Consider the following 20834-nt stretch of genomic DNA (forward strand, 5'->3'; position numbering starts at 1 on the left):
GGGGAGTCAGTTATGAGCAGAATCAAAAACATAATAGGCGATGTTGAAGTAAACAGGGACCTCCTGCTGCTGCTTGCAGTCGGCGGCCTTTATTCTCTTAGCATTGCCCTTTCCAATACGTTTGTGAATGTATATCTGTGGAAGCAGTCCGGACAGTTTGTCGATTTGGCCATTTACAATTTGTCGATCGTCGTGATGCAGCCTATCATCTTTATGTTTGCAGGCCGCCTTGCTAAAAAAATCGACAGGGTGTTTATACTCAGGTTTGGCGTTTCGTTTTTGGCTGTATTTTATTTAACTGTGCTGTTGGCGGGGGAGAATGCGGGATCACGGCTTGTGCTGCTCGGCAGTGTGCTCGGAATTGGCTACGGATTTTATTGGCTTGCGTTTAATGTCCTGACATTTGAAATCACTGAGCCAGACACGAGAGATTTTTTTAACGGGTTTCTCGGCATTTTAAATTCCGGCGCGGGAATGATCGGTCCGATTGTCGCCGGCTATGTTATTTCACGGCTTGCTGACAACACGGGGTACACGGTGATTTTCAGCCTGTCTTTGGCTTTATTTTCAGTGGCTGTCATCACGAGCTTTTTTTTAAAGAGGCGTGAATCGCGCGGCCGCTACATTTTGAAGAAAATCTGGGCGGAACGAAATTCAGACCCGAATTGGCGCAGCATTACAAATGCTCATTTTTTTCAGGGGCTGAGAGAAGGGATTTTCGTTTTTTTAATCAATGTCTTTGTCTTTATTACGACAAAGAGCGAGTTGGCATTGGGGAAGTTCGGCTTGATTAATTCAGCTGTTTCTTTTTTTGCATACTATTTCGCAACGCGGCTTATTAAAAAAGGAGCGCGCAAAAAGGCGATTTTAATGGGCGGTCTCATCCTGTTCGGCGCTCTATTTCTGATTTTGTTTCATATGACGTATGTGACGCTGCTGCTGTATGCTGTAGCGATTGCGATCGGCTATCCGATTTTGCTCGTACCGTATTCATCGCTCACATATGATGTGATCGGTAAAGCAAGGTATGCCCGGAAAGCGCGGATCGAATATATTGTCGTCAGAGAGGTTTTTTTAAACATCGGACGGATTGTCTCGATCTTGGTCTTTTTGCTGCTCGTGTCGCTGCTGAAAGAAGACCTGGGCATTCCGGTTTCCCTCGTTTTGCTGGGGGCAGGCCACACGCTGATCTACTATTTCGTCAAAGATATCCGTCTGACAGAGCCCGCCCGCGAAACGGTCGGAAAAGATGCGCATAAACAAACAGCTGAACCCAATTATTTAGAAGGAAAAAGGTAAGCCGCAAGGGAAAATAGTAGAAAAATGCCGAAAAAAACTTTACAATAGATTTGGCACCTTTTCATAAGGTGTCTTTTCTTTATTTCAAAAAGGTGATGCTAATGATGAACAAAAAAATGAAAACTGAAAAACGCAAATCGCTCCCCATTAGATTGAACATATTGTTCCTGCTCGCTTTTATTATTTTCACCATCGTCGTCGTGCGCCTCGGCATGGTGCAGATCGTCTTTGGCGAAGACTATACGAACGAAGTGCAGAAGCAGGAAGAAGTCGATGTCTCGACAAGCGTTCCGCGGGGGAAAATATATGATCGGAACTTAAACACGATCGTGAAAAATAAACCGATGAATGCCATTACATACACAAGGACATCATCGACCTCTCAAAAGGACAGGCTTAAAATAGCAAAAAAACTTGCAGAAATGATCAAAATCGATACAGATAAAATAACGGAGCGCGATAAAAAGGACTACTGGATTTTAACGAGGCCGAAAAAAGCCGAGAAGCTCATCACCGATCAGGATCGGAAAAAAGTTAAGGACGGCAAGCTGAAAGAAGACGATTTATACCAGCTGCAGCTTGACAGGATCACGGAAGATAAACTGAAAGAACTGACAGATCAAGATTTGAAAGTCTTGGCAATCAAGCGTCAGATGGATTCTGGATACGCGTTGACTCCGCAGTATATTAAAAACAAGGACGTAACCGCAAAAGAAATGGCGGTTGTCAGCGAACACCTGGACGAGCTCCCTGGAGTCGATGTGACGTCAGATTGGAAGCGGGATTATCCTTATAACGGTCTGCTCAGAACGATGATCGGCAGCATATCTGATTCAAATGAAGGGCTTCCGAAAAGTCTGCTTGATCATTATTTGTCGCTCGGCTACAACCGGAATGACCGGGTTGGAAAAAGCTACCTTGAAGCCGAATATGAAAATGTGCTTCAGGGACAGAAAGAGAAAGTGAAAAATATTACCGACAAATCAGGGGACATCGTCGATACGGAAGTCATTTCAGAGGGGAAAAGCGGAAAAGATTTAGTCTTGACGATCGATGTTGATATGCAAAAAGAGATTGAAAAAATTATCGAGGATGAACTGAAGTCCGCCAAAGCCCAGCATAGCGCTCCGCTTCTCGACCGCGCATTCGTCGTCATGATGGACCCGCGAAACGGGGAAGTGTTATCGATTGCCGGCAAGCAGCTTAAAAACGAAAGCGGCAAATTAAAGGTTGACGACTATGCCCTCGGCGCGATGACGTCTTCTTACGCGATGGGCTCGGCTGTCAAAGGGGCCACTGTTTTAACAGGTTTGCAGACGGGAGCCATTAATTTAAATACGACTTTTCTTGATGAACCGCTTTGGATCGGTGACTCGCCGAATCCGAAAAAGTCATGGAGAGTGGGCTTGGGAACACTGGGTATCCAGGGAGCGCTTGAACAATCTTCAAACGTGTTCATGTTTAAAACAGCGATCGCCCTTGGTAAAGGTCAATATAAGGCGCACCAGCCTCTCGATCTTCAAACAAAAGCATTTGATACATTCAGGTATTATTTCAGCCAGTTCGGCCTCGGCGTCAAAACCGGAATCGATCTGCCAAATGAAGCAACAGGCTACAAAGGATCTCAAAGACTGCCTGGTTTCTTGCTTGACTATTCCATCGGACAGTATGACACATACACACCGCTGCAGCTGGCTCAGTATGTATCAACGATTGCCAATGGCGGGTACCGCATGAAGCCGCAGCTCGTGAAAGAGATCAGGGAGCCTGATTCGAAAAAAGGAATCGGGGCCGTTACACAGTCCGTGCAGCCTGAAGTATTGAACAAATTAGACATGAGCGATCAATATATTAAAGAAGTCCAAAACGGATTCAGGCGCGTAATGACAAAAGGTACGGCAGCGGGTCAGTTTGCTTCTGCTTCATATAAACCAGCAGGAAAAACAGGAACGGCCCAGTCTTTCTATGACGGACCGGACAAATCGAAAACGGGAACACCGACATACAATACAACGCTTGTTGCCTACGCTCCTTACGATAATCCTGAAGTCGCAATTTCCGTCGTCGTTCCTTGGGTTTATAATGACTATGGCCAAAGATATTCAATTACAAACGAACTCGGCCGGAAAGTGCTTGATAAGTATTTTGAACTGAAATCAAAACAATCGAAAGAAAATACCGCCGAAAAAAATAAAGACAAAATCGAAAAAGAAGCTACAGAATAGGACTTTTTCATTAAAACACCTGCATTGAACCATGCAGGTGTTTTTTTGTGCGCCCGTTCCTTTCACCCGCATTCTATACAAAGTTCAAGCTTATTTTACAAAACCTTAATAATTCATTTAAACAAGATTAACACTGAAAAGTTACGCTATACCCGTAGGACAAATTACACATTTACGCGGGAGGATTAAGAAGTGAAACCATTTAAAAAAATCACACTGATGTTCATCATGTCCGTTTTAGTTGTCTTCGCAGCAGCTTGCGGAAGCAGCAGTACAAACAACAATGCAGACGAAGGCAAACAAAGCGATAAAGCAGAGAATAAGGCTTCAGGTTCTTTGACGATTTCGGGTTCTTCGGCGATGCAGCCTCTTGTTTTAGCAGCGGCTGAAAAATTCATGGATGAAAATCCTGATGCCGATATTCAAGTTCAGGCTGGAGGTTCTGGCACAGGTCTTTCCCAGGTGGCTGAAGGCACAGTCCAAATCGGCAACTCCGATGTCTTTGCCGAAGAAAAAGAAGGCATTCCTGCCAAAGAACTTACCGATCATCAAGTTGCGGTTGTCGGAATGGCAGCTGCGGTCAATCCTGAAGTAGGCATCGATGACATTTCGTTAGAGGATCTCAAAAAGGTATTCACAGGTAAAATCAAGAACTGGAAGGAACTAGGCGGGAAAGATCAAAAGATTACGCTTGTCAACCGTCCTGATTCTTCAGGAACCCGCGCGACTTTTGTTAAATATGCACTTGACGGAGAAACTCCGGCTGAAGGAATCACGGAAGATTCTTCAAACACAGTGAAAAAGTTAATCGCTGAAACGCCTGGAGCAATCGGATATCTTGCGTTTTCTTATATCAAGGATGACACTGTCACTCCGCTTTCAATCGACGGCGTTAAGCCGACAGCCGAAAATGTACAAAAAGGCAAATTCCCGATCTGGGCATACCAGCATTCTTATACGAAAGGCGAGCCTGAAGGCTTGGCGAAAGAATTCCTCGACTATTTGATGAACGATGACATTCAAAAATCCATCGTGACGGAGCAGGGCTACATTCCAGTAACAGACATGGAAGTCAAGCGCGATGCGAATGGAAAGCAAACTGATAAATAATTGACAATAGAAGGCGGGAAAGTGTGCTCCTGACACTTTCCCTCTTATGACTTGTTCTTATAGGAGTGTAAAAAAATGGTTCAAAAAATAGAGAAACTGTCCGCAAAAGAGCGGCTGATCAGCTCCAAGCATAATCGCAAAATGGATGAAATCCGCGGGAGGATTTTGGTTGCGTCGTGCGCGTTTATCATGATGGCGGCGGCGATTTCGATCACAATTTTTCTCGGAAATAAGGGGTTGCAATCTTTTCTGGCCAATGGTGTAAGTCCAATTGAGTTCTTAACCAGTCTAGATTGGAATCCAACGAACGAAAACCCTGAATACGGAGCCCTTCCGTTTATACTCGGATCTTTTGCAGTGACCCTTCTTGCATCTTTGATTGCTGCACCGCTTGGAATAGGAGGTGCGATTTTCATGACGGAAATCGCGCCATCATGGGGCAGAAAAGTACTGCAGCCGGTTGTCGAATTGCTTGTTGGTATTCCTTCCGTCGTTTATGGATTCATAGGCCTTACAGTGTTAGTGCCGTTCATTTCACAGTTTAAGTCAAGCGGATCGGGCCACAGCCTTCTGGCGGGAACGATTGTCCTGGCTGTCATGATTTTGCCGACGGTCACTTCTATTTCAACGGATGCGCTCATGTCTCTGCCGAAAAATCTGCGCGAAGGATCATACGCATTGGGCGCAACCCGCTGGCAGACAATCCGAAAAGTGCTGATACCGGCAGCGCTGCCTTCGCTTCTGACAGCCGTCGTCTTAGGAATGGCGAGGGCGTTCGGCGAAGCGCTGGCCGTGCAGATGGTCATCGGAAATTCCCGAAACCTGTTTGAGAGCCTTTTAGACCCTGCGGGGACATTAACAACGATTATAACGTTGAATATGGGCCATACAACATACGGAAGCGTGGAAAACAATACGCTCTGGTCAATGGGCCTTGTCCTTCTGATCATGTCGTTCTTGTTCATCCTGCTCATCCGCTATCTGTCATCCAGGAGGAAACTGTAATGAACAGCAAAGTAACAGATCGTTTAGCAACCGGTGTTTTTGGATTGATTGCTGCGGTAATCGCCGCCATTCTTGTCGGTTTGTTCACTTATATCATCATCAATGGTGTTTCACATATCAGCCTCAGCTTTTTAACTTCGCGTTCCAGTGCGCTTTCAAGCGGCGGCGGAATCCGCGATCAGCTGTTCAACTCGTTTTATATTCTCGCACTGACGATGCTGATCACAGTTCCCCTTGGAGTCGGCGGAGGAATTTATATGGCTGAATATGCGCCCGCCAACAAATTGACCGATTTTATCCGTGTCTGTATTGAAGTTTTGTCATCCCTTCCTTCGATCGTCATGGGGATGTTCGGCATGCTGCTGTTTGTTAATTTGACCGGATGGGGGTACAGCATTATCGGCGGAGCGCTTGCTTTGACGATTTTCAACCTTCCCGTCATGGTCAGGGTGACAGAGGATGCGATCCGCTCTGTACCTAAGGAACAAAAAGAAGCTTCCCTTGCTTTAGGTGTGTCCAAGTGGCATACGATTAAAACGGTCTTGATCCCTGGTGCGGTGCCGTCCATCATCACAGGGGCGATTCTTGCGTCGGGCCGCGTATTTGGCGAAGCTGCCGCTTTGCTGTTTACAGCCGGACTAACCACGCCGAGACTGAATTTCGCCGATTGGAATCCGTTTTCTGAGACCTCGCCGCTCAATATTTTCAGACCGGCTGAAACGCTGGCCGTTCACATTTGGAATGTAAACACACAGGGGATCATCCCTGATGCTGAAGCGATCGCAAACGGGGCATCCGCCGTTCTTGTACTGTCCGTCTTGATCTTTAATTTGGCAGCCCGATGGCTCGGCTCTTTTATTCATAAAAAGTTAACGGCAAACAAATAAGAAGGAAGGATGAAATCATATGGTTCAGGTTCAGATGCCGGTTTTGGAAACCGTGCGCGACACTATCGGAATCGCTCCGTTTCCTGAAGCGAAAGAACATATTTTAGAAGTGAAAAATTTAAATATTTACTATGGAGAAAAGCGGGCCGTCAACGACATTTCCATGCATGTTGACAAACATGCCGTTACGGCTTTGATCGGCCCGTCAGGCTGCGGAAAATCAACTTTTTTAAGAAGCATCAACCGGATGAACGATCTGATTCCATCAGCCAGAACATCCGGAGAAATACGATATGAAGGACTTAACATCCTTGATTCCAATATCAATGTCGTCAATCTGAGAAGGGAAATCGGAATGGTATTTCAGAAGCCGAATCCCTTTCCAAAATCGATTTACAGCAACATTACCCATGCTTTAAAGTATGCGGGTGAACGGCGTAAATCTGTGCTTGATGAGATCGTGGAAGAAAGCTTGAGGAAAGCCGCGCTGTGGGATGAAGTGAAAGACAGGCTGCATGAGTCGGCTTTTTCGCTGTCAGGCGGGCAGCAGCAGCGCCTCTGCATCGCCCGGACGCTCGCGATGAAGCCTGAAGTCCTGCTTTTGGATGAGCCTGCTTCAGCGCTCGATCCGATTTCAAATGCGAAAATAGAGGAATTAATCGTCGGTTTAAAAGAGGAATACTCGATCATCATTGTCACGCATAACATGCAGCAAGCTTCAAGAATTTCCGATCAAACGGCATTTTTCCTTAACGGAGATTTGATCGAATACGATCGTACGGAAAAGATCTTTATGAATCCTTCAGAAAAAAAGACAGAGGATTACATCAACGGCAGGTTTGGATAAGGAGGGGCCGGTATGAGCGCTGTAACAGCCGTAAAGCCAAAAGATGTGTACCAGATCAATGATTTGAATTTATGGTACGGCGAACATCACGCATTAAAGAACATTAACTTGACAATACCCGAGTACGAAATTACCGCCATCATCGGTCCGTCAGGCTGCGGAAAGTCGACCTTCATTAAAACGCTGAATCTCATGATCAATATGGTTCCGAATGTCAAAATGACCGGAGAGATCAGCTACAACGGAACGAACGTACTCAACAGCAAAGTCGATCTTGTTGAGCTGCGGAAGAAAGTCGGTATGGTGTTTCAAAAAGGAAATCCGTTTCCCCAGTCGATTTTTGATAATGTCGCATACGGACCAAGGATCCATGGACTGAAAAACAAAAAGGAATTGAATGAGAGGGTGGAAAAAGCGCTTGTGGATGTGGCGCTGTGGGATGAAGTGAAAGACCGCCTTCATTCCCAGGCGCTCGGACTTTCCGGGGGGCAGCAGCAGCGCCTCTGCATCGCAAGGGCGCTGGCCACCAATCCGGACGTTCTCTTGATGGATGAACCGACATCAGCTCTTGATCCAGTTTCGACTTTGAAAATTGAAGAGCTGATGCTCAAGCTGAAAGAGAAATACACGATTGCAATCGTCACGCACAATATGCAGCAGGCATCGAGAATTTCCGATCAAACGGCATTTTTCCTCATGGGCGAGCTGATTGAGTGCAACGATACGGTCAAAATGTTTTCAAGTCCTGACGACTATCGGACAAAAGATTATATTACAGGCCGGTTCGGATGAGAAAAAGGCTGCCGCTTTAAAGCGGCAGCCTTTTTTGCACCGGAGCGGAGGCAATAAAAAAGCAGGCTGGTACGAAGGGGACCGGTCCCATAAGATGAGACAAATAAAAAACACCTTCAAAGTTGAACGGATAGTTGTTATCCGAAATAAGACGTGGAGGTGTTTTTTCTATGGGGACAAGAGTGAATTATCCGGTTGAAGTCAAACGGAAGGCTTTAGAAATGAGATTGGTAGGCGTACCTAAGAAAGAGATCATGCAGAAATCGAATATCAAGAATAAGGCGCGGGTTCAGGCATGGGGCAGGTGGTATAAGGCTGCGGATAAACACTGATTCGAACAGCCTGTTGGAAAACAATATACTTATCGAAAGGATCCCGAGTATTCTTCTGAATGCAGGCAGAAAGTCGTTAGCTGAAACAACAAAATGAAGTTTTAAAAAAGGGGGTAGTCCCAGAGGCATTCTTTTCGATTTTCACGAAACAATTCAACCTTAAATTTACCTTAATAAATAAAATCCCATATTGACCAAACATTGTAAAAGGTGATATGTTTTTAATAGAATTAACAAAAAATACTTTTGTTTATATAAGGAGCATTTATGGATAATAAACAAAACTTTATTACTCTCGTACATCATTTCATATTTTCTCCAAAGGACTTTCTTTCTATCAAGTATTCTAGCGATAAGAATTATCGTCATTCTTGGTTTGTCTTCCTAGCTGTATTGTTTCTGTTCTTAGGCTTTTATTTAGCTATCTTCCCAACACTCTCTACCTTGATTAATAATTCATTTCAAGACAATGGAATTGATTATACAACTGATATGAATACACTCATTATGATCATTACATTAGTATTAGGTATTATTCAATTTACCTCGATGGTTCTTGTAAGCTTTTTTATTATACATATTATTGGGATATTAATTGGCGGGACCGCTACAGCCAAAGAATTTTTCCCTAGTTTTATTTATTCAATCATACCTATAGGCATCAAATTTACAATACTCATTATTTTTTCTTTCTTTTTAGGTAGTGATTTCGCCTTTTCAGTTATTTACCCAAATTCTCAACAGCCGCTAGATATTATCTTGAATATTATTATCGACCCTTTCTTTTGGTGGTCTACTATTCTAGGGTGTATTGCCTTAAAAGTAATACATCAAATTTCTTATAAAAAAACCATCATAATCATTAGCATTACAATGTCTTTAGGTATTATTTCTCTTTTTTCAACAAGTTTATTTTTATAAACTGAAAGGAGGTGAGATTTCAAGATGAAAAATAGCAATCTTTTTAAAATTGCAAGTATTACAGGTGTAGTTTCTCTCTTTGCCATTGCTACTTTCCTTATGGGCTCTTCAGAAGGTATTGCAGGTTTAGCTTCTATTGACTTTAGTTCAGGTCATCAGTTCGCTTTAGACCTTGCAACAAACCTAGGAATTAGTAAAAAAACAGCCTATGTAGCAATCGGTGTTATTATGACAACAGGCGATGTATTAACAATTCTCAGCCTATTGGCTGTTGTTTTGGGCGGAACTGGTCTAATTACAGCTGCAATGGTAGCTACAGCGAAAAAGCTAGCTAAAAAATACGGCAAGAAATATGCTGCTGAATGGTAAGATGCTCAAAAGGAAGAGATTGAGGAGTATAATTATACTCCTCCTTATTTTCGTTCTAGGAGGAATATACACATGCTCAACAAAAGGGTTCTCATTGCAAACTTTAAACTAACCTATAGACGAACTTTAAATCGCTTGATTTATTTTTTCCCATCAAGCGAAAATTTACTTAAATCAAATAAAATTCTATTTGTCTTTGCGCCCTTTTTCTTGGTGTATATATTTATTCTATATAAAGCCTCACAGACTCTTTTAACTGGAGTTCCAGAGCATATTCTAACTCTAGGTACTAACTTTATCATTCTCTTTTTTGTTTTGAATATATTAAAATCATCGACTGATATCATACATCGATATGTATATCCTGAAGATTTTCTTCTTCTTCATACTTTAAAAACGGATCCCAAAAAAATTTTATTATCAAGATTCTTCACAACAATTTTTCTAAACATCCTGTTTAAATTAACAGTAGTGTTATTCCCTATACTCTTTTTTATAAATTTTTCTACACATGACCGTATATATCTTTTGTTATCATTTCCATCACTGCTAATATTTATTGTTGGACTGACAAGTCTTTATTCATCGCTTACATACATCGTTTATTCTAAATTTCTACATAACATTTTAAATTCACGATTAAAAAGCTTGTTATCCCTTATAGGAATTGCCTGTATATCTGCCATTTCAACTACTTTTCTTGGTTGGATTGGACTTAATTATTTTTATCAAAATGATCTCCTCGAAGCTATTGGCAATTTCATATATCTATTCAAATTAGATACGATATTAACCACCAATTGGCTGCCTACAAATTGGTTTTTACTTTCAACAAGTGATATACATTTATTTTTTTTATGTTCTATAGGTTATATTGCTTTAGGTTGCCTTTTCGCCTTTATTACCTTTCATTTAATTTTGAAAGTATTGATTATAAAAGAAGCAGTACCTAATAATCTTTTGCCAAAATTAAAACCAATCAAGTTGCCTTTTTTAAGTTTCTTACAAAAGACCTTACCACGGCAAAATATTGCTATTCTAAAGAAAGACCTTACTGCATTATTAAGAGCTAATTTTACAATAAAAAAACGACTGGTACTTTCCATTAATATGATTGCAGTAGAACTAGGTGTATTGATAGGTCTTAGTTTAAATCAAAAGTGGTTTGATTTCTCAGACATTTTTGTTATCTACCCAATTTTATTTGCTGTGACTTATAATACATCTTTATTAGGAGAGGGATTACTTGGCGTAACTTCAGCAGATGCAGAGCGTGAGAACCTTTACGTTTATAAGAGCTCGGGTGCTTCTATTTTTAAATTGATCGCAGGAAAATCTTTATTGCACTTATCTGTGATTCTTATTTTAATGAATACGTTATTTTTATTCATCTTATTGTTATTCAACTTAGATATTATGACGCAGCTTATATTGTTCATCATGATTAACTCCATCAGTCTTATCATAGGGGCTGGACAAATTATTGGAACATTTCTCTATCCTCGTTTAGATTGGGAGAACTTTGAAGACATTGGTTCATCTGTTAAAGCATCATTTTTTGAACATACTATTCTCGGAGTGTTACTGGCATTTTACCTTCAGTTGTATGGTATCACAGGCGTTCTCGTTACTTTTAATATTATTAATAGGGGAGTATTCTTTTTAATCATTGTGACAGGTACCATTTTATTTGTTATAGGTATTGGAGTCTTTTATTATTTTTGGATTAAAAGAATAGGAACGAAAAATTGGGAGATGAAAACATGAACATTGAAAATGTGTCTTTCAAATATAAAGATAAACTGATCCTTGAATCTATTAATTTAAAGATAGAGAAAGGCAAAGTTTACGGCTTACTTGGACCAAATGGAGCTGGTAAATCAACTCTTTTAAAATGTATCCTTGGTATAGTGAAACCTTACGAAGGTAAAATCACTGTCAAAGGAGAAACCTTGGAATCTGAAAGATCCTCTTACCTTAAATATATAGGATACGTTCCAGACGCACCTTTTATCTATCATTATTTAACACCTAGAGAGTACCTTGAGTTTGTTGCTGATTTACAAGAAGTCCCTTATGAGATTAAAAATGATAGAATAGATCTTTTGTTAAGTCAATTTAAATTGAAAGATAATGAAAACGACATGATATCTACATTTTCTTTTGGTATGAAACATAAGTTATCTGTTGCAGGGGCCATAGTTCATGAACCAGAAATATTAATATTAGATGAACCATTAGGGGCATTTGATCCCCCCACTACAAAGATGATGAAAAGTTTTCTCAAACGTTATGCTGAACAGGGGAATACTGTCATCATGTCTACACACCTTGTAAACATAGCACAACAACTATGCGATAAGGTTGGTATACTGATTAATGGTACTTTAGTTAAAGAATATAATCACCTGACAGACATAAAGGATTTTGAAGATTTGATTATAAGGGATATGGATACGATACTAAAATGAAGGAATTAATAAAAAGAAATAAGCGTATACTCTATATAGCAAGCACCTTTTACATAGTGGGTTTAGTTCTTGGTGTGATTTTTAACAATATTCTACCTAGCCTTAGTCAAGATAATGTTCAAAATATCACAGTATCAGGTTACTTTACACATAATTTTGCAGCAAATTTATTTCTCATTTTTTCAATGTTTACATTTGGAATTTTGACATCTATCTTATTACTATTGAATGGCTTCTTAGTCGGTCTATCTTCTTTACATAGTATCACTGACCATGGAAACGATGTCTTATTTATATTAACTGCTTTGGTTCCTCACGGTATTTTTGAGATTCCGGCAATGATTTTGTCGGGAGCACTTGGTTTCAAATTGTTAGATTACGTGTATATGAAGATAAGGGGTATTTATTTTTCAAAAAAACAGTTTTTACAAGATTTTTTGTACTTTGTTATTATACTTTTTTTATTGACATTACTTGCTGCTGTTACAGAAGCATTAATAACACCTTATTTACTTAACAAATTAACATTAGGAGGCTCTTATGTTCTTTAATAAAAAGCAGATAGATAAATTACTGGATGATCATACAGAAGAAGAACAAAAAGAAACGAAAAGTAAAGTTAATACTTCATTTATAATAGTATTTTATTTTTCAATACTACTATCAATCTGCACTGTCTTTTTTGATTATAGGTACTTTTTGATTGCTTTGTTTGGCCCGACCATTTTAGTAACTTTTATATCCCCACCTTTCCAAACCAAAAAAGGTATTTATAGAATTTTTTCGGCCATATATTTAATACTTTTAATTACAGTTACTTTCTTTTGGTTAAATTGATTGCTTAATTCTCAATCAAAAAACGTCCTTAATGGATGTTTTTTTATATCGTTTAAATTAATAATTTGATTTGCTTTTTGACAAGTTCAACTTCGTACTACGAATGGGTTCTCCATCTTTTTTTATTGTATAGGTATGTAAACGGTTTCTGTAGGGGGAGGGCTTATGTTAACGTTTACTGGTTTGGGGAAAGCAAGTCCGACCATGGTGCCTTTGGTAGGGGTGCTTATTTCTGGATTTGGCATCAATGATATTTAAAGAAGGGATTATCAAAGTACTGCCAGTGGCGACCATGTTTATCTTCGTCACTTTAATTTTTGCATTCTACAAGACACAGGATTCTTTGAACCTCTAATCAAAGCATTAAACAGCTGACAAAGGGGAATGTTGTCACTGTTTCCATGGGTACAGCTGCAAGTGGGATGATCTCACACTTAGATGGTGCAGGAGCCACAACCTTTTTATGAACTGTACCCGCACTGCTTCAGCTTGTAAAAATTACATATGGGTCCTTGCTTACTGTGCGATCAAGGTTAAGTGTATACATCTTATGAGTATCAGAAAGCTATTAATATAATGCCTCCATCCGATCGTTTCATTCCTCACTAAAGTCTGAAACGTTTGATCTTAACAGCATTGATCGAACTACGACTGCCATCGTAGAACACACTGTTAAAGAAATACATTCATTATTTTAACAATATTCGTATTAAAACAAAACTAAACAACCAATCACCGGTAAACTATCGGGAATTGGTTGTTTAAAGGTGTTTTTAAATCCTGACTCAAAACGGGGGTCAGTCCCGTTCCAGCCTGCTTTTTTATTTGGACAGTGTTTTGACGATGTTTTTCAAGCTGTCACCGCGCTTCAGTTCGTACTTACCTGCGCGGATTTTAGATTCGTTTCCGGTCTTTTTTACATAATCTTTGAAGTCATCGGCAGATGAAATGACTTTTCCTTTTGCAAGGAGGTCTGCTATCTCAGCCGTGCTCATGCCGCTTTTGATTTCAAGCTTATACTTGGAATCTTTTTTTTCTGCTTCTTTCTCTTTTTTGTTTTGAGACGAAGCATCCTGCTTCAGAGCGGTCTCTTTATAATGGAGCAGCTGCTGGTATTCTTCGCGTTTCAGCGAAACCTGCTGGTTGTCCTTTAAATAGGTTTTGACATCGGTTTCGCTGATGTTTTGAGCGTCTTTAGAAGCTTCAGCTTTTCCGTTATCTGTCAAATAAAATGCGCCTGCAAGAACGGCGGTAGCCAAAATCATTCCTCCGGCAAATGCTTGTACACTTTGTCTGGTCATACAAGCACCCTCTCATTGTCTTTAATGATCGCTTTCACATCTTCGACAGATACGTGCTCAGCTTTAGCGATGGCGTCTACAGACATGCCGTTTTGGTATTTTGAAAGAATCTGCTTCGCAATATGCTGGCTGATGCCGGCATTTGGTCTGCGGACGACCACATTTGAATCGAGGAGCTCTTCCTCAAGCACGGTCATCTTCTTTTTCAATTTATAGATTTCCTGCATGGCGGACAGCTGAAGGGTTTCCAACTCCTGTTCAACTTCCTTGATCGGTTCTCTTTGAAAATATGAGAATGCAATCAGCGCAATGCTGACAACGAGCAGCGCAATGATAGCAATTTCCACGTTCATCACCTTCAATTCTAATTTTCTCCTTCTTTTTTATACCATAAAAACGCTTGCTTCAAAAGGAGTTAATGCAAAAAATAAAAATTTTGTCGAAGAATTTTATTTTCGTTGCGCCTGCGGGGCCATTTCCAATAGGATAAATACATAACAGGGCTTAACGGGAGGGCGCACGGTGAAAAGGATAATCATCTCGAAAAAACCTTTTCAACATAGTATTCGAAGCGAATCTTTGTTTTGTAACGATATTTTAAAAATATCTTCGCCGGATCATGAAACCGTTCGGCTGAGCTGGGAAATCTCAGATGCTGCGCTTTTGGCAGCTGAAGCGGTGCTGTTTGAAAATATTAAAGACGTCGAAAAGCAAGTTCTTCTCTTTTGCGTAAAAAACGGAGAGCGCAGCGTACGGACGATCCATACCGGTGCATTTAAAGGGGAAGCCTCTGTTTTTCCCGCTGCAGGCAATGCGTTCTACAAAGCGGAATACCGAATATACAATTCGCTCAACATGTCACTGGCCGTTCTCAAATCCGACTGCTTCTACCTTGGGGAAAACGGAATCCATTCAAACAGCTGTTTTCTCTGTCACGACAATCAGCAGGATTGGACGACTCAATTTTCCGCGTACACGAGTTATTCTTTAATAGAAGCAAAGGAGCGTCCCCGTTGATGAACGTTTTGCTGCTGTCGCTGGAAAATCCCCTTTCATTGAAAAGCGGGGCGGGGCGCTATGTGAAAAGTCACCTTGAACTATTGCGGAACGAAGTCAGCTTTACCGTCTGTACGACGGCTGCCGAGCCCAACAGCCATGCATGGGAAACGCTGGAGATTCCGCTTAATTTAAAAGCGTTCGCTTCTTTTGAAGAGGCGGTGGCCGCCATAAATTTTCAGATGATCAAAACCGTGCTGGCGTATAAAGGACAATTTAATTTTATCCATGCAAATGATGATATCACCGCGCCTGCCGCCGTTTATCTCAGCGAGGTGCTGGCTCTTCCGCTGATTTCCACGGTACACGGCCTTGAAAGCGGCCGGAAAACGGCAGCAGGCGAGAATGTCCACCCATACAGAGCAAGCCTCGAACGGCTTCTGGCTGAAAAAAGCGATCAAATTCTCGTGCTGAGCAGCATGATGAAGACAGACATGCAAAAGGCGTTTTCGCTTCCTTTCGAGCAAGTCCGCGTCATTCCCCATCCGTGCATAAAAAGCCGCACGGTGAAAAAACGAATGAAAAGTGCGCCGTACTTTTTTTCCTGCGGAAGGTTTGTTCCGGAAAAAGGGTTTATCGAATGGCTGCACGCCTTTCAGCAGCTTCGCAAACGGCAGCCTGATCTTGAACTTGTCATTGCCGGGGAAGGACCGCTTCAAAGCGGGATCGAGACCAAGGCAAGAGAATTGGGCATTAAGGAAAGTGTGACAATTCTTCCTTTCCTTTGTGAAGAAGAAAGAGAGAGCTGGCTGGCATTTTGTGAAATGGCTGTTTTCCCAAGTTGTTATGAGCCGTTCGGCATCGCTGCTCAAGATAGCATGGCAGCCGGCGTTGCCGTCGCCGTCGGAACCAACGGGGGATGGAACGATTTCGTCATCGATCGGGTGACCGGCTTTCAGATTGATTTTAATCATCCGGATAAAGCTGCATATGCGCTTGCAGAAATTATCCGCGATAAGGAGCAGCTGCTCAAGGTCGGGCAAACGGCAGAGGCTTATATATTAGATTTGCATGATCCTGGATATATCAAAAATGTGTTTTTGCAACATGTGTATCACACGTCTTTTTAACAAACCGTGACAAACTAAAAAAAAACGCCTGGCATTCCGGCATCATAAGTGGTATTATAGATAAGTCTGAACAGAAATGATATATAGTTTGGAGGGAAAAATAAATGCGCGTTAATATTACTTTAGCTTGCACTGAATGCGGCGAGCGTAACTATATTTCTACAAAGAACAAGCGTAACAATCCAGATCGCGTTGAATTCAAAAAGTATTGCCCACGTGACAAAAAATCAACATTACACCGCGAAACAAAGTAAGCAGCAGGGATTTTCCTGCTGTTTTTCTGTTTTTAAGGGGGAAAGAGATGTGAAGCGTTCTTTACGAAATGAGGTCAGAAAGAGGCTTGCAAACATGCCGGAACAGGAGTTTCTTCTAAAGGCGGAAGCGATTCACCGGAAGCTTTTTCAATCCAAACAGTGGAAAAAAGCGTCTGGCATTGCCCTTACGATATCCAGAAATCGCGAAGTTCCGACAGAACCGATTATCGAACAGGCACGGCTTGAAGGAAAAACGGTGTGCATTCCGAAATGTATGCCTGATACAAAAGAGATGCACTTTCGCAGCTTTCAGGATGAAAGCGATCTTGAAGTTGTGTATTTTGGCCTGCAGGAACCGATCGTGCACAAAACCGGGCGGATGGAGCCTGAAGACATCGATTTCATCCTTGTGCCGGGAATTTGCTATGACCGGACAGGATACAGAATCGGCTATGGAGGCGGCTATTATGACAGATACCTGGCCGGTTTCACAAAAGATACCGCATCGCTGGCTTTCGAGTGCCAAGTGATCGATCATGTCCCAAAGGAGCCGCACGACATTCCGGTTGAGCAAATTTTTACCGAAGACGCCGTTTACACCTGCAGCGGGTCAGCTGAATAATTATTAAAAAATGAGACACGATACGGTTATAGGAGGGATCATATGAGAAAAGTTACATTCATTGCAGTAGGCGTCATTGCCGCCCTTGTGTTTTTTCAAAACCGTTATCGTGTCATCAATTTCATTCTTGGTCAAAACCAGATCCGCCACTATTTTATCCATTTGATGATGAGAATTCCGTTTTTTCGCAATAAGTTTATACAGCAGGCTTTCTGAATCCCGTTTAAAAACGGGATTTTTTTAAAGCGCTTAAAAGGCGCAGAATGACGCGTTTCCTGTTATAATGGACAAAAACAATTGTGGAGCGTCGGTATGTATTCAATCGATTATTTGTATTGGAATTTCATCGGGAACCTCTTAGACAGGGATTTTGAGCTTGTGCAGGCACCAGCTTCATTCGGAGAAGCCTGGCTTGAAGCAAGGGGGAGCGCGCCGTATGATTTGGTTCGCGTTTTTCGGAAGGATATCGATTTCAGACAGGATCTCGTCGGTGACTTGGAATCTCTTTATGAAAGAGCGGAGCGCCTGAGAGCAGCATCAAGGCAGCGAAAGCTCTCGATATTAAACGTCTATTTGTCACAGGAAGCACCTGTAGATGAGTGGGAAGATGTTGTCAGTCATCCGGTCGCAGATAAACGGATCAGCATCGTGCCGGTTTTTATTGAGCACGCTTCGGCTGAAGAAGGCTTCCGCAAACTCGCCGTTGCTTTAAACATGGGGCCGGATGAGCTGACAGGCCACATGCACGATGCCGGATACGAGAATGTGGAAGAGAAGAGAGCCGAAGTATTAGCAGCGGCTAAAGCAAGAGAAGAAGAAAGGCGGCGGGAAGCGGCTTTATTTGAGAAAGGCAAACCGATGTTTACCTGGATTTTTGCAGTGCTTCAAGTCTTCATGTTTCTGCTTCTGGAAATGTCGGGCGGCAGTCAGAATACCGACACGCTCATCCGGTTCGGTGCGAAGGAAAACAGCCTCCTGTTAGCCGGGGAATGGTGGCGGCTTGTCACGCCGATCGTTCTTCATATCGGATTGGTCCACCTCATGTTCAATACATTTGCATTGCTGTCTGTCGGAGCCGCGGCAGAAAGGGTGTTTGGATCATTCCGCTTTCTTGTGATATACATATCAGCCGGAATTTTTGGATCGATCGGCAGCTTTCTGTTCAGCCCGTATCCGTCCGCAGGGGCTTCGGGAGCCATCTTCGGTTGTTTGGGAGCACTTTTGTATCTGGCTTTTTCAAACCGGAAAGCTTTCTTAAAAACGATTGGAACAAATATCATTGTGATTATCATCCTCAACCTCGGCCTCGGTTTCACGATTTCAAATGTTGACAATGCCGGCCATATCGGCGGATTGATCGGCGGGCTCCTGACGGCCTTGGCAGTCGGAATCCCCGGGAAAAAAAGACCGCTCCAGCGGCTGACAGACTGGGTCCTCATCTTTGTCATCGGAGGAGGCGCCCTGTACTTTGGGACACATTCAGCTTCGATGCAGGAAAATGCCATGCTGCATCAGGCGGCGAAATGGTATGAAGAGGGAGACTATAAAAAGGTAAAAGATGCCTTGCAGGAATTCGGCTCAAAGCAGGATGCTTCCAGCGACACTTTAAGACTGCTCGCTTATTCCGAATTTCAGCTCGGCGAGTTTGAAAACGCTGAGAAAAGGTTCGAGGCCGTCGTTGAAAAAGATCCATCAGATCACGCCTCACTCTATAATCTTGCCAGGCTCTATGCTCAAAAAGGCGAGTTCGCCAAAGCCGAACAGTCTGTTGAAAGAGCGTTGGCAGAAAAGCCTGATGAAGAGTTGTATAAAGCGTTTCGGGACGAACTTAAGAAAGAAACCGCCCGGTAACCAAGTATGAAAAGCTTCCGTTATGTTAAAAATGGTCTTTAGTATAGACTCATTTGACGGGAGCTTTTAATATACAATGGAAAAAAAGCATGCGGTCCAAAAAAATTTAGCGAAAAATGTTGAATATTTAAATGAAAAGCTGGGGGTCGACAAAAGCTTCGACATGATCCGGCTTGATGTTGTTTATGCTGATAGAGACATGTCGCTTTATCTTGTCGACGGCTTTGTAAAAGATGATATTATGCACCACTTGCTTAAGAATCTCTCAAGGCTCACCCCTGAAAGTCTGGAAGACGATCCGCTTGAGAAGCTGATCAAAACGTACATCCCATACATCGAAATTGATACGGAAGACGACCTCGACAAAGCAGCCGCCCAGGTGTTGTCCGGGCCGGCCGTTCTCCTTGTCGACGGGGTGGACCATGCCATTATTATCGATGCGCGGACATATCCGGCAAGAAACCCGGAGGAACCCGACAATGAACGTGTCGTCAGAGGTTCAAGAGACGGCTTCGTCGAAACGATCGTGTTCAACACCGCACTGACGAGAAGAAGAATCCGCGACCGTTCCCTCAGAATGGAGTTCCTTCAGGTCGGCAGAAGAAGCAAAACAGATGTCGTCATCTGCTATTTGGAAGATATCGCTGATTTGGAAAGTGTAAAAAAGCTGAAGCAATCGCTTGAAGCGATCGATACGGACGCTTTGACAATGGCGGAAAAGACACTGGAAGAATATATCGGCGGCCGTCATTGGAATCCTTATCCGACGGTCCGCTATACAGAAAGGCCTGATACTGCGGCCGTTCATTTGTACGAAGGCCACATTCTCGTCTTTGTGGACGGTTCGCCAAGCGCGCTGATTACCCCTGTTACTTTTTGGCACCATCTGCAGCATGCCGAAGAGTACAGAAACAAACCGCTTGCAGGCGCCTATTTGCGAGTGGTCCGTTTTATATCTGTGTTGGCATCGATCTTTTTGCTGCCGCTGTGGTTTTTGCTCTCCGTTCATCCCGATCTTTTGCCGGACGCCCTTCAATATATAGGGCCTGAAAAAAAAGGGGCCCTTCCGCTGCTTGCGCAATTCATCATAATTGAAATAGGCGTCGACATGATGCGGATGGCTGCAATCCACACCCCGTCGTCTCTGGCTACGGCTCTCGGACTTGTAGCTGCTTTAATGATCGGAGAAGTGGCGGTGCAGGTCGGACTTTTCTCGCATGAAGTCGTCTTGTATCTCGCTGTTGCGGCTATCGGCACGTTTGCTACGCCGAGCTATGAGCTGAGCATAGCGAACAGGCTGGCAAGAATCGTTCTCCTGATCGCGGCCGGCGCATTCGGACCGATCGGCTTTGTCATCGCGATCTTCTGCTGGGTGATTTATCTGGTCAGAATGAAGTCGTTTCATGTGCCGTATTTATGGCCGTTTATCCCCTTTGACTACAGAGCCTTTCGAGATATCGCGATTCGAACGCCAATGCCGCTGAAAAATAGAAGGCCCGTATTTTTGGATCCCCAGGATCCAGACCGCTGAATGTCTGTTTTCCTTCAGGAAAACAGGCTTTTTTTTTGCTTGACGCCGGACAGC

General features: G+C 42.6%; 22 protein-coding genes and 2 pseudogenes. 22 read left to right on the top strand and 2 right to left on the bottom strand.

Going from position 1 to position 20834, the window contains the following annotated elements; all coding sequences use genetic code 11:
* The first annotated feature begins 12 nt into the window (after positions 1-12).
* The 15 genes and pseudogenes from M1E06_RS08145 to M1E06_RS08215 form a co-directional block, all read left to right on the top strand.
* Entirely contained in the window at positions 13-1299 is a 1287-nt protein-coding gene (locus M1E06_RS08145) for an MFS transporter (RefSeq protein WP_023855214.1), read from the top strand.
* 101 nt (positions 1300-1400) lie between these two features.
* Positions 1401-3524, top strand: coding sequence for a peptidoglycan D,D-transpeptidase FtsI family protein (locus M1E06_RS08150; protein WP_050820708.1), 2124 nt, complete (start codon positions 1401-1403; stop codon positions 3522-3524).
* 219 nt (positions 3525-3743) lie between these two features.
* Positions 3744-4634 carry a phosphate ABC transporter substrate-binding protein gene (locus M1E06_RS08155; protein ID WP_031304750.1) on the top strand — a complete coding sequence of 297 codons (891 nt, stop codon included), beginning with the start codon at positions 3744-3746 and terminating at the stop codon, positions 4632-4634.
* Between the two features lie 75 nt (positions 4635-4709).
* The gene (pstC, locus tag M1E06_RS08160) at positions 4710-5639 is read left to right on the top strand and encodes a phosphate ABC transporter permease subunit PstC (protein WP_003183532.1); all 930 of its coding nucleotides are present in this window, start codon (positions 4710-4712) and stop codon (positions 5637-5639) included.
* Positions 5639-6526 carry a phosphate ABC transporter permease PstA gene (gene pstA / locus M1E06_RS08165; RefSeq protein ID WP_025811149.1) on the top strand — a complete coding sequence of 296 codons (888 nt, stop codon included), beginning with the start codon at positions 5639-5641 and terminating at the stop codon, positions 6524-6526. Before pstC ends, pstA begins: the two co-directional genes overlap by 1 nt.
* A gap of 34 nt (positions 6527-6560) precedes the next feature.
* Entirely contained in the window at positions 6561-7373 is an 813-nt protein-coding gene (gene pstB, locus M1E06_RS08170; RefSeq protein WP_043054596.1) for a phosphate ABC transporter ATP-binding protein PstB, read from the top strand.
* A gap of 12 nt (positions 7374-7385) precedes the next feature.
* Positions 7386-8165, top strand: a complete 780-nt coding sequence (gene pstB / locus M1E06_RS08175; RefSeq protein WP_023855209.1) for a phosphate ABC transporter ATP-binding protein PstB — start codon at positions 7386-7388, stop codon at positions 8163-8165.
* 170 nt (positions 8166-8335) lie between these two features.
* Positions 8336-8607 (top strand): annotated as a pseudogene (locus tag M1E06_RS08180) (IS3 family transposase); the annotation flags it as partial.
* A gap of 157 nt (positions 8608-8764) precedes the next feature.
* The gene (locus M1E06_RS08185; RefSeq protein ID WP_020452201.1) at positions 8765-9418 is read left to right on the top strand and encodes a YIP1 family protein; all 654 of its coding nucleotides are present in this window, start codon (positions 8765-8767) and stop codon (positions 9416-9418) included.
* Between the two features lie 24 nt (positions 9419-9442).
* Positions 9443-9787, top strand: a complete 345-nt coding sequence (locus tag M1E06_RS08190; RefSeq protein WP_020452200.1) for an uberolysin/carnocyclin family circular bacteriocin — start codon at positions 9443-9445, stop codon at positions 9785-9787.
* Positions 9788-9859: 72 nt separating this feature from the next.
* A complete protein-coding gene (locus tag M1E06_RS08195) occupies positions 9860-11554 on the top strand; it encodes a hypothetical protein (RefSeq protein ID WP_020452199.1) in 1695 nt (564 codons plus the stop codon).
* Positions 11551-12258, top strand: a complete 708-nt coding sequence (locus M1E06_RS08200) for an ABC transporter ATP-binding protein (protein WP_020452198.1) — start codon at positions 11551-11553, stop codon at positions 12256-12258. The genes M1E06_RS08195 and M1E06_RS08200 overlap by 4 nt, the downstream gene beginning before the upstream one ends.
* Entirely contained in the window at positions 12255-12809 is a 555-nt protein-coding gene (locus M1E06_RS08205) for a stage II sporulation protein M (protein WP_035338381.1), read from the top strand. Before M1E06_RS08200 ends, M1E06_RS08205 begins: the two co-directional genes overlap by 4 nt.
* The gene (locus M1E06_RS08210; RefSeq protein ID WP_020452196.1) at positions 12799-13095 is read left to right on the top strand and encodes a hypothetical protein; all 297 of its coding nucleotides are present in this window, start codon (positions 12799-12801) and stop codon (positions 13093-13095) included. Before M1E06_RS08205 ends, M1E06_RS08210 begins: the two co-directional genes overlap by 11 nt.
* A 537-nt stretch (positions 13096-13632) precedes the next feature.
* Positions 13633-13860 (top strand): annotated as a pseudogene (locus tag M1E06_RS08215) (IS3 family transposase); the annotation flags it as partial.
* A gap of 56 nt (positions 13861-13916) precedes the next feature.
* Here M1E06_RS08215 and M1E06_RS08220 read toward each other — a convergent pair.
* Positions 13917-14396, bottom strand: a complete 480-nt coding sequence (locus M1E06_RS08220; RefSeq protein ID WP_023855204.1) for an endolytic transglycosylase MltG — start codon at positions 14394-14396, stop codon at positions 13917-13919.
* Positions 14393-14743, bottom strand: coding sequence for a hypothetical protein (locus M1E06_RS08225; protein ID WP_011198121.1), 351 nt, complete (start codon positions 14741-14743; stop codon positions 14393-14395). Before M1E06_RS08225 ends, M1E06_RS08220 begins: the two co-directional genes overlap by 4 nt.
* Before the next feature lie 175 nt (positions 14744-14918).
* Here M1E06_RS08225 and M1E06_RS08230 point away from each other — a divergent pair, with 175 nt between their 5' ends.
* The 7 genes from M1E06_RS08230 to M1E06_RS08260 all read left to right on the top strand — a co-directional run bounded on the left by M1E06_RS08230 (position 14919) and on the right by M1E06_RS08260 (position 20780).
* On the top strand, positions 14919-15413 hold the full coding sequence (locus tag M1E06_RS08230; RefSeq protein WP_035338380.1) for a hypothetical protein: 495 nt from the start codon (positions 14919-14921) through the stop codon (positions 15411-15413).
* A complete protein-coding gene (locus M1E06_RS08235; RefSeq protein ID WP_230588657.1) occupies positions 15413-16522 on the top strand; it encodes a glycosyltransferase family 4 protein in 1110 nt (369 codons plus the stop codon). The genes M1E06_RS08230 and M1E06_RS08235 overlap by 1 nt, the downstream gene beginning before the upstream one ends.
* Positions 16523-16626: 104 nt before the next feature.
* Entirely contained in the window at positions 16627-16776 is a 150-nt protein-coding gene (rpmG, locus tag M1E06_RS08240) for a 50S ribosomal protein L33 (protein WP_003183500.1), read from the top strand.
* Between the two features lie 49 nt (positions 16777-16825).
* Complete coding sequence (locus M1E06_RS08245) at positions 16826-17398, top strand: 5-formyltetrahydrofolate cyclo-ligase (RefSeq protein ID WP_020452192.1); 573 nt, start codon at positions 16826-16828, stop codon at positions 17396-17398.
* A gap of 42 nt (positions 17399-17440) precedes the next feature.
* The gene (locus tag M1E06_RS08250; protein ID WP_020452191.1) at positions 17441-17614 is read left to right on the top strand and encodes a hypothetical protein; all 174 of its coding nucleotides are present in this window, start codon (positions 17441-17443) and stop codon (positions 17612-17614) included.
* A gap of 96 nt (positions 17615-17710) precedes the next feature.
* Positions 17711-19249: a rhomboid family intramembrane serine protease gene (locus M1E06_RS08255; protein WP_216904332.1), complete on the top strand. Its 1539-nt coding sequence runs from the start codon at positions 17711-17713 to the stop codon at positions 19247-19249.
* A 76-nt stretch (positions 19250-19325) separates the two neighbouring features.
* Complete coding sequence (locus M1E06_RS08260; RefSeq protein ID WP_020452189.1) at positions 19326-20780, top strand: spore germination protein; 1455 nt, start codon at positions 19326-19328, stop codon at positions 20778-20780.
* Positions 20781-20834 lie beyond the last annotated feature (54 nt).

The sequence above is a fragment of the Bacillus sp. AK124 genome (assembly GCF_053903085.1).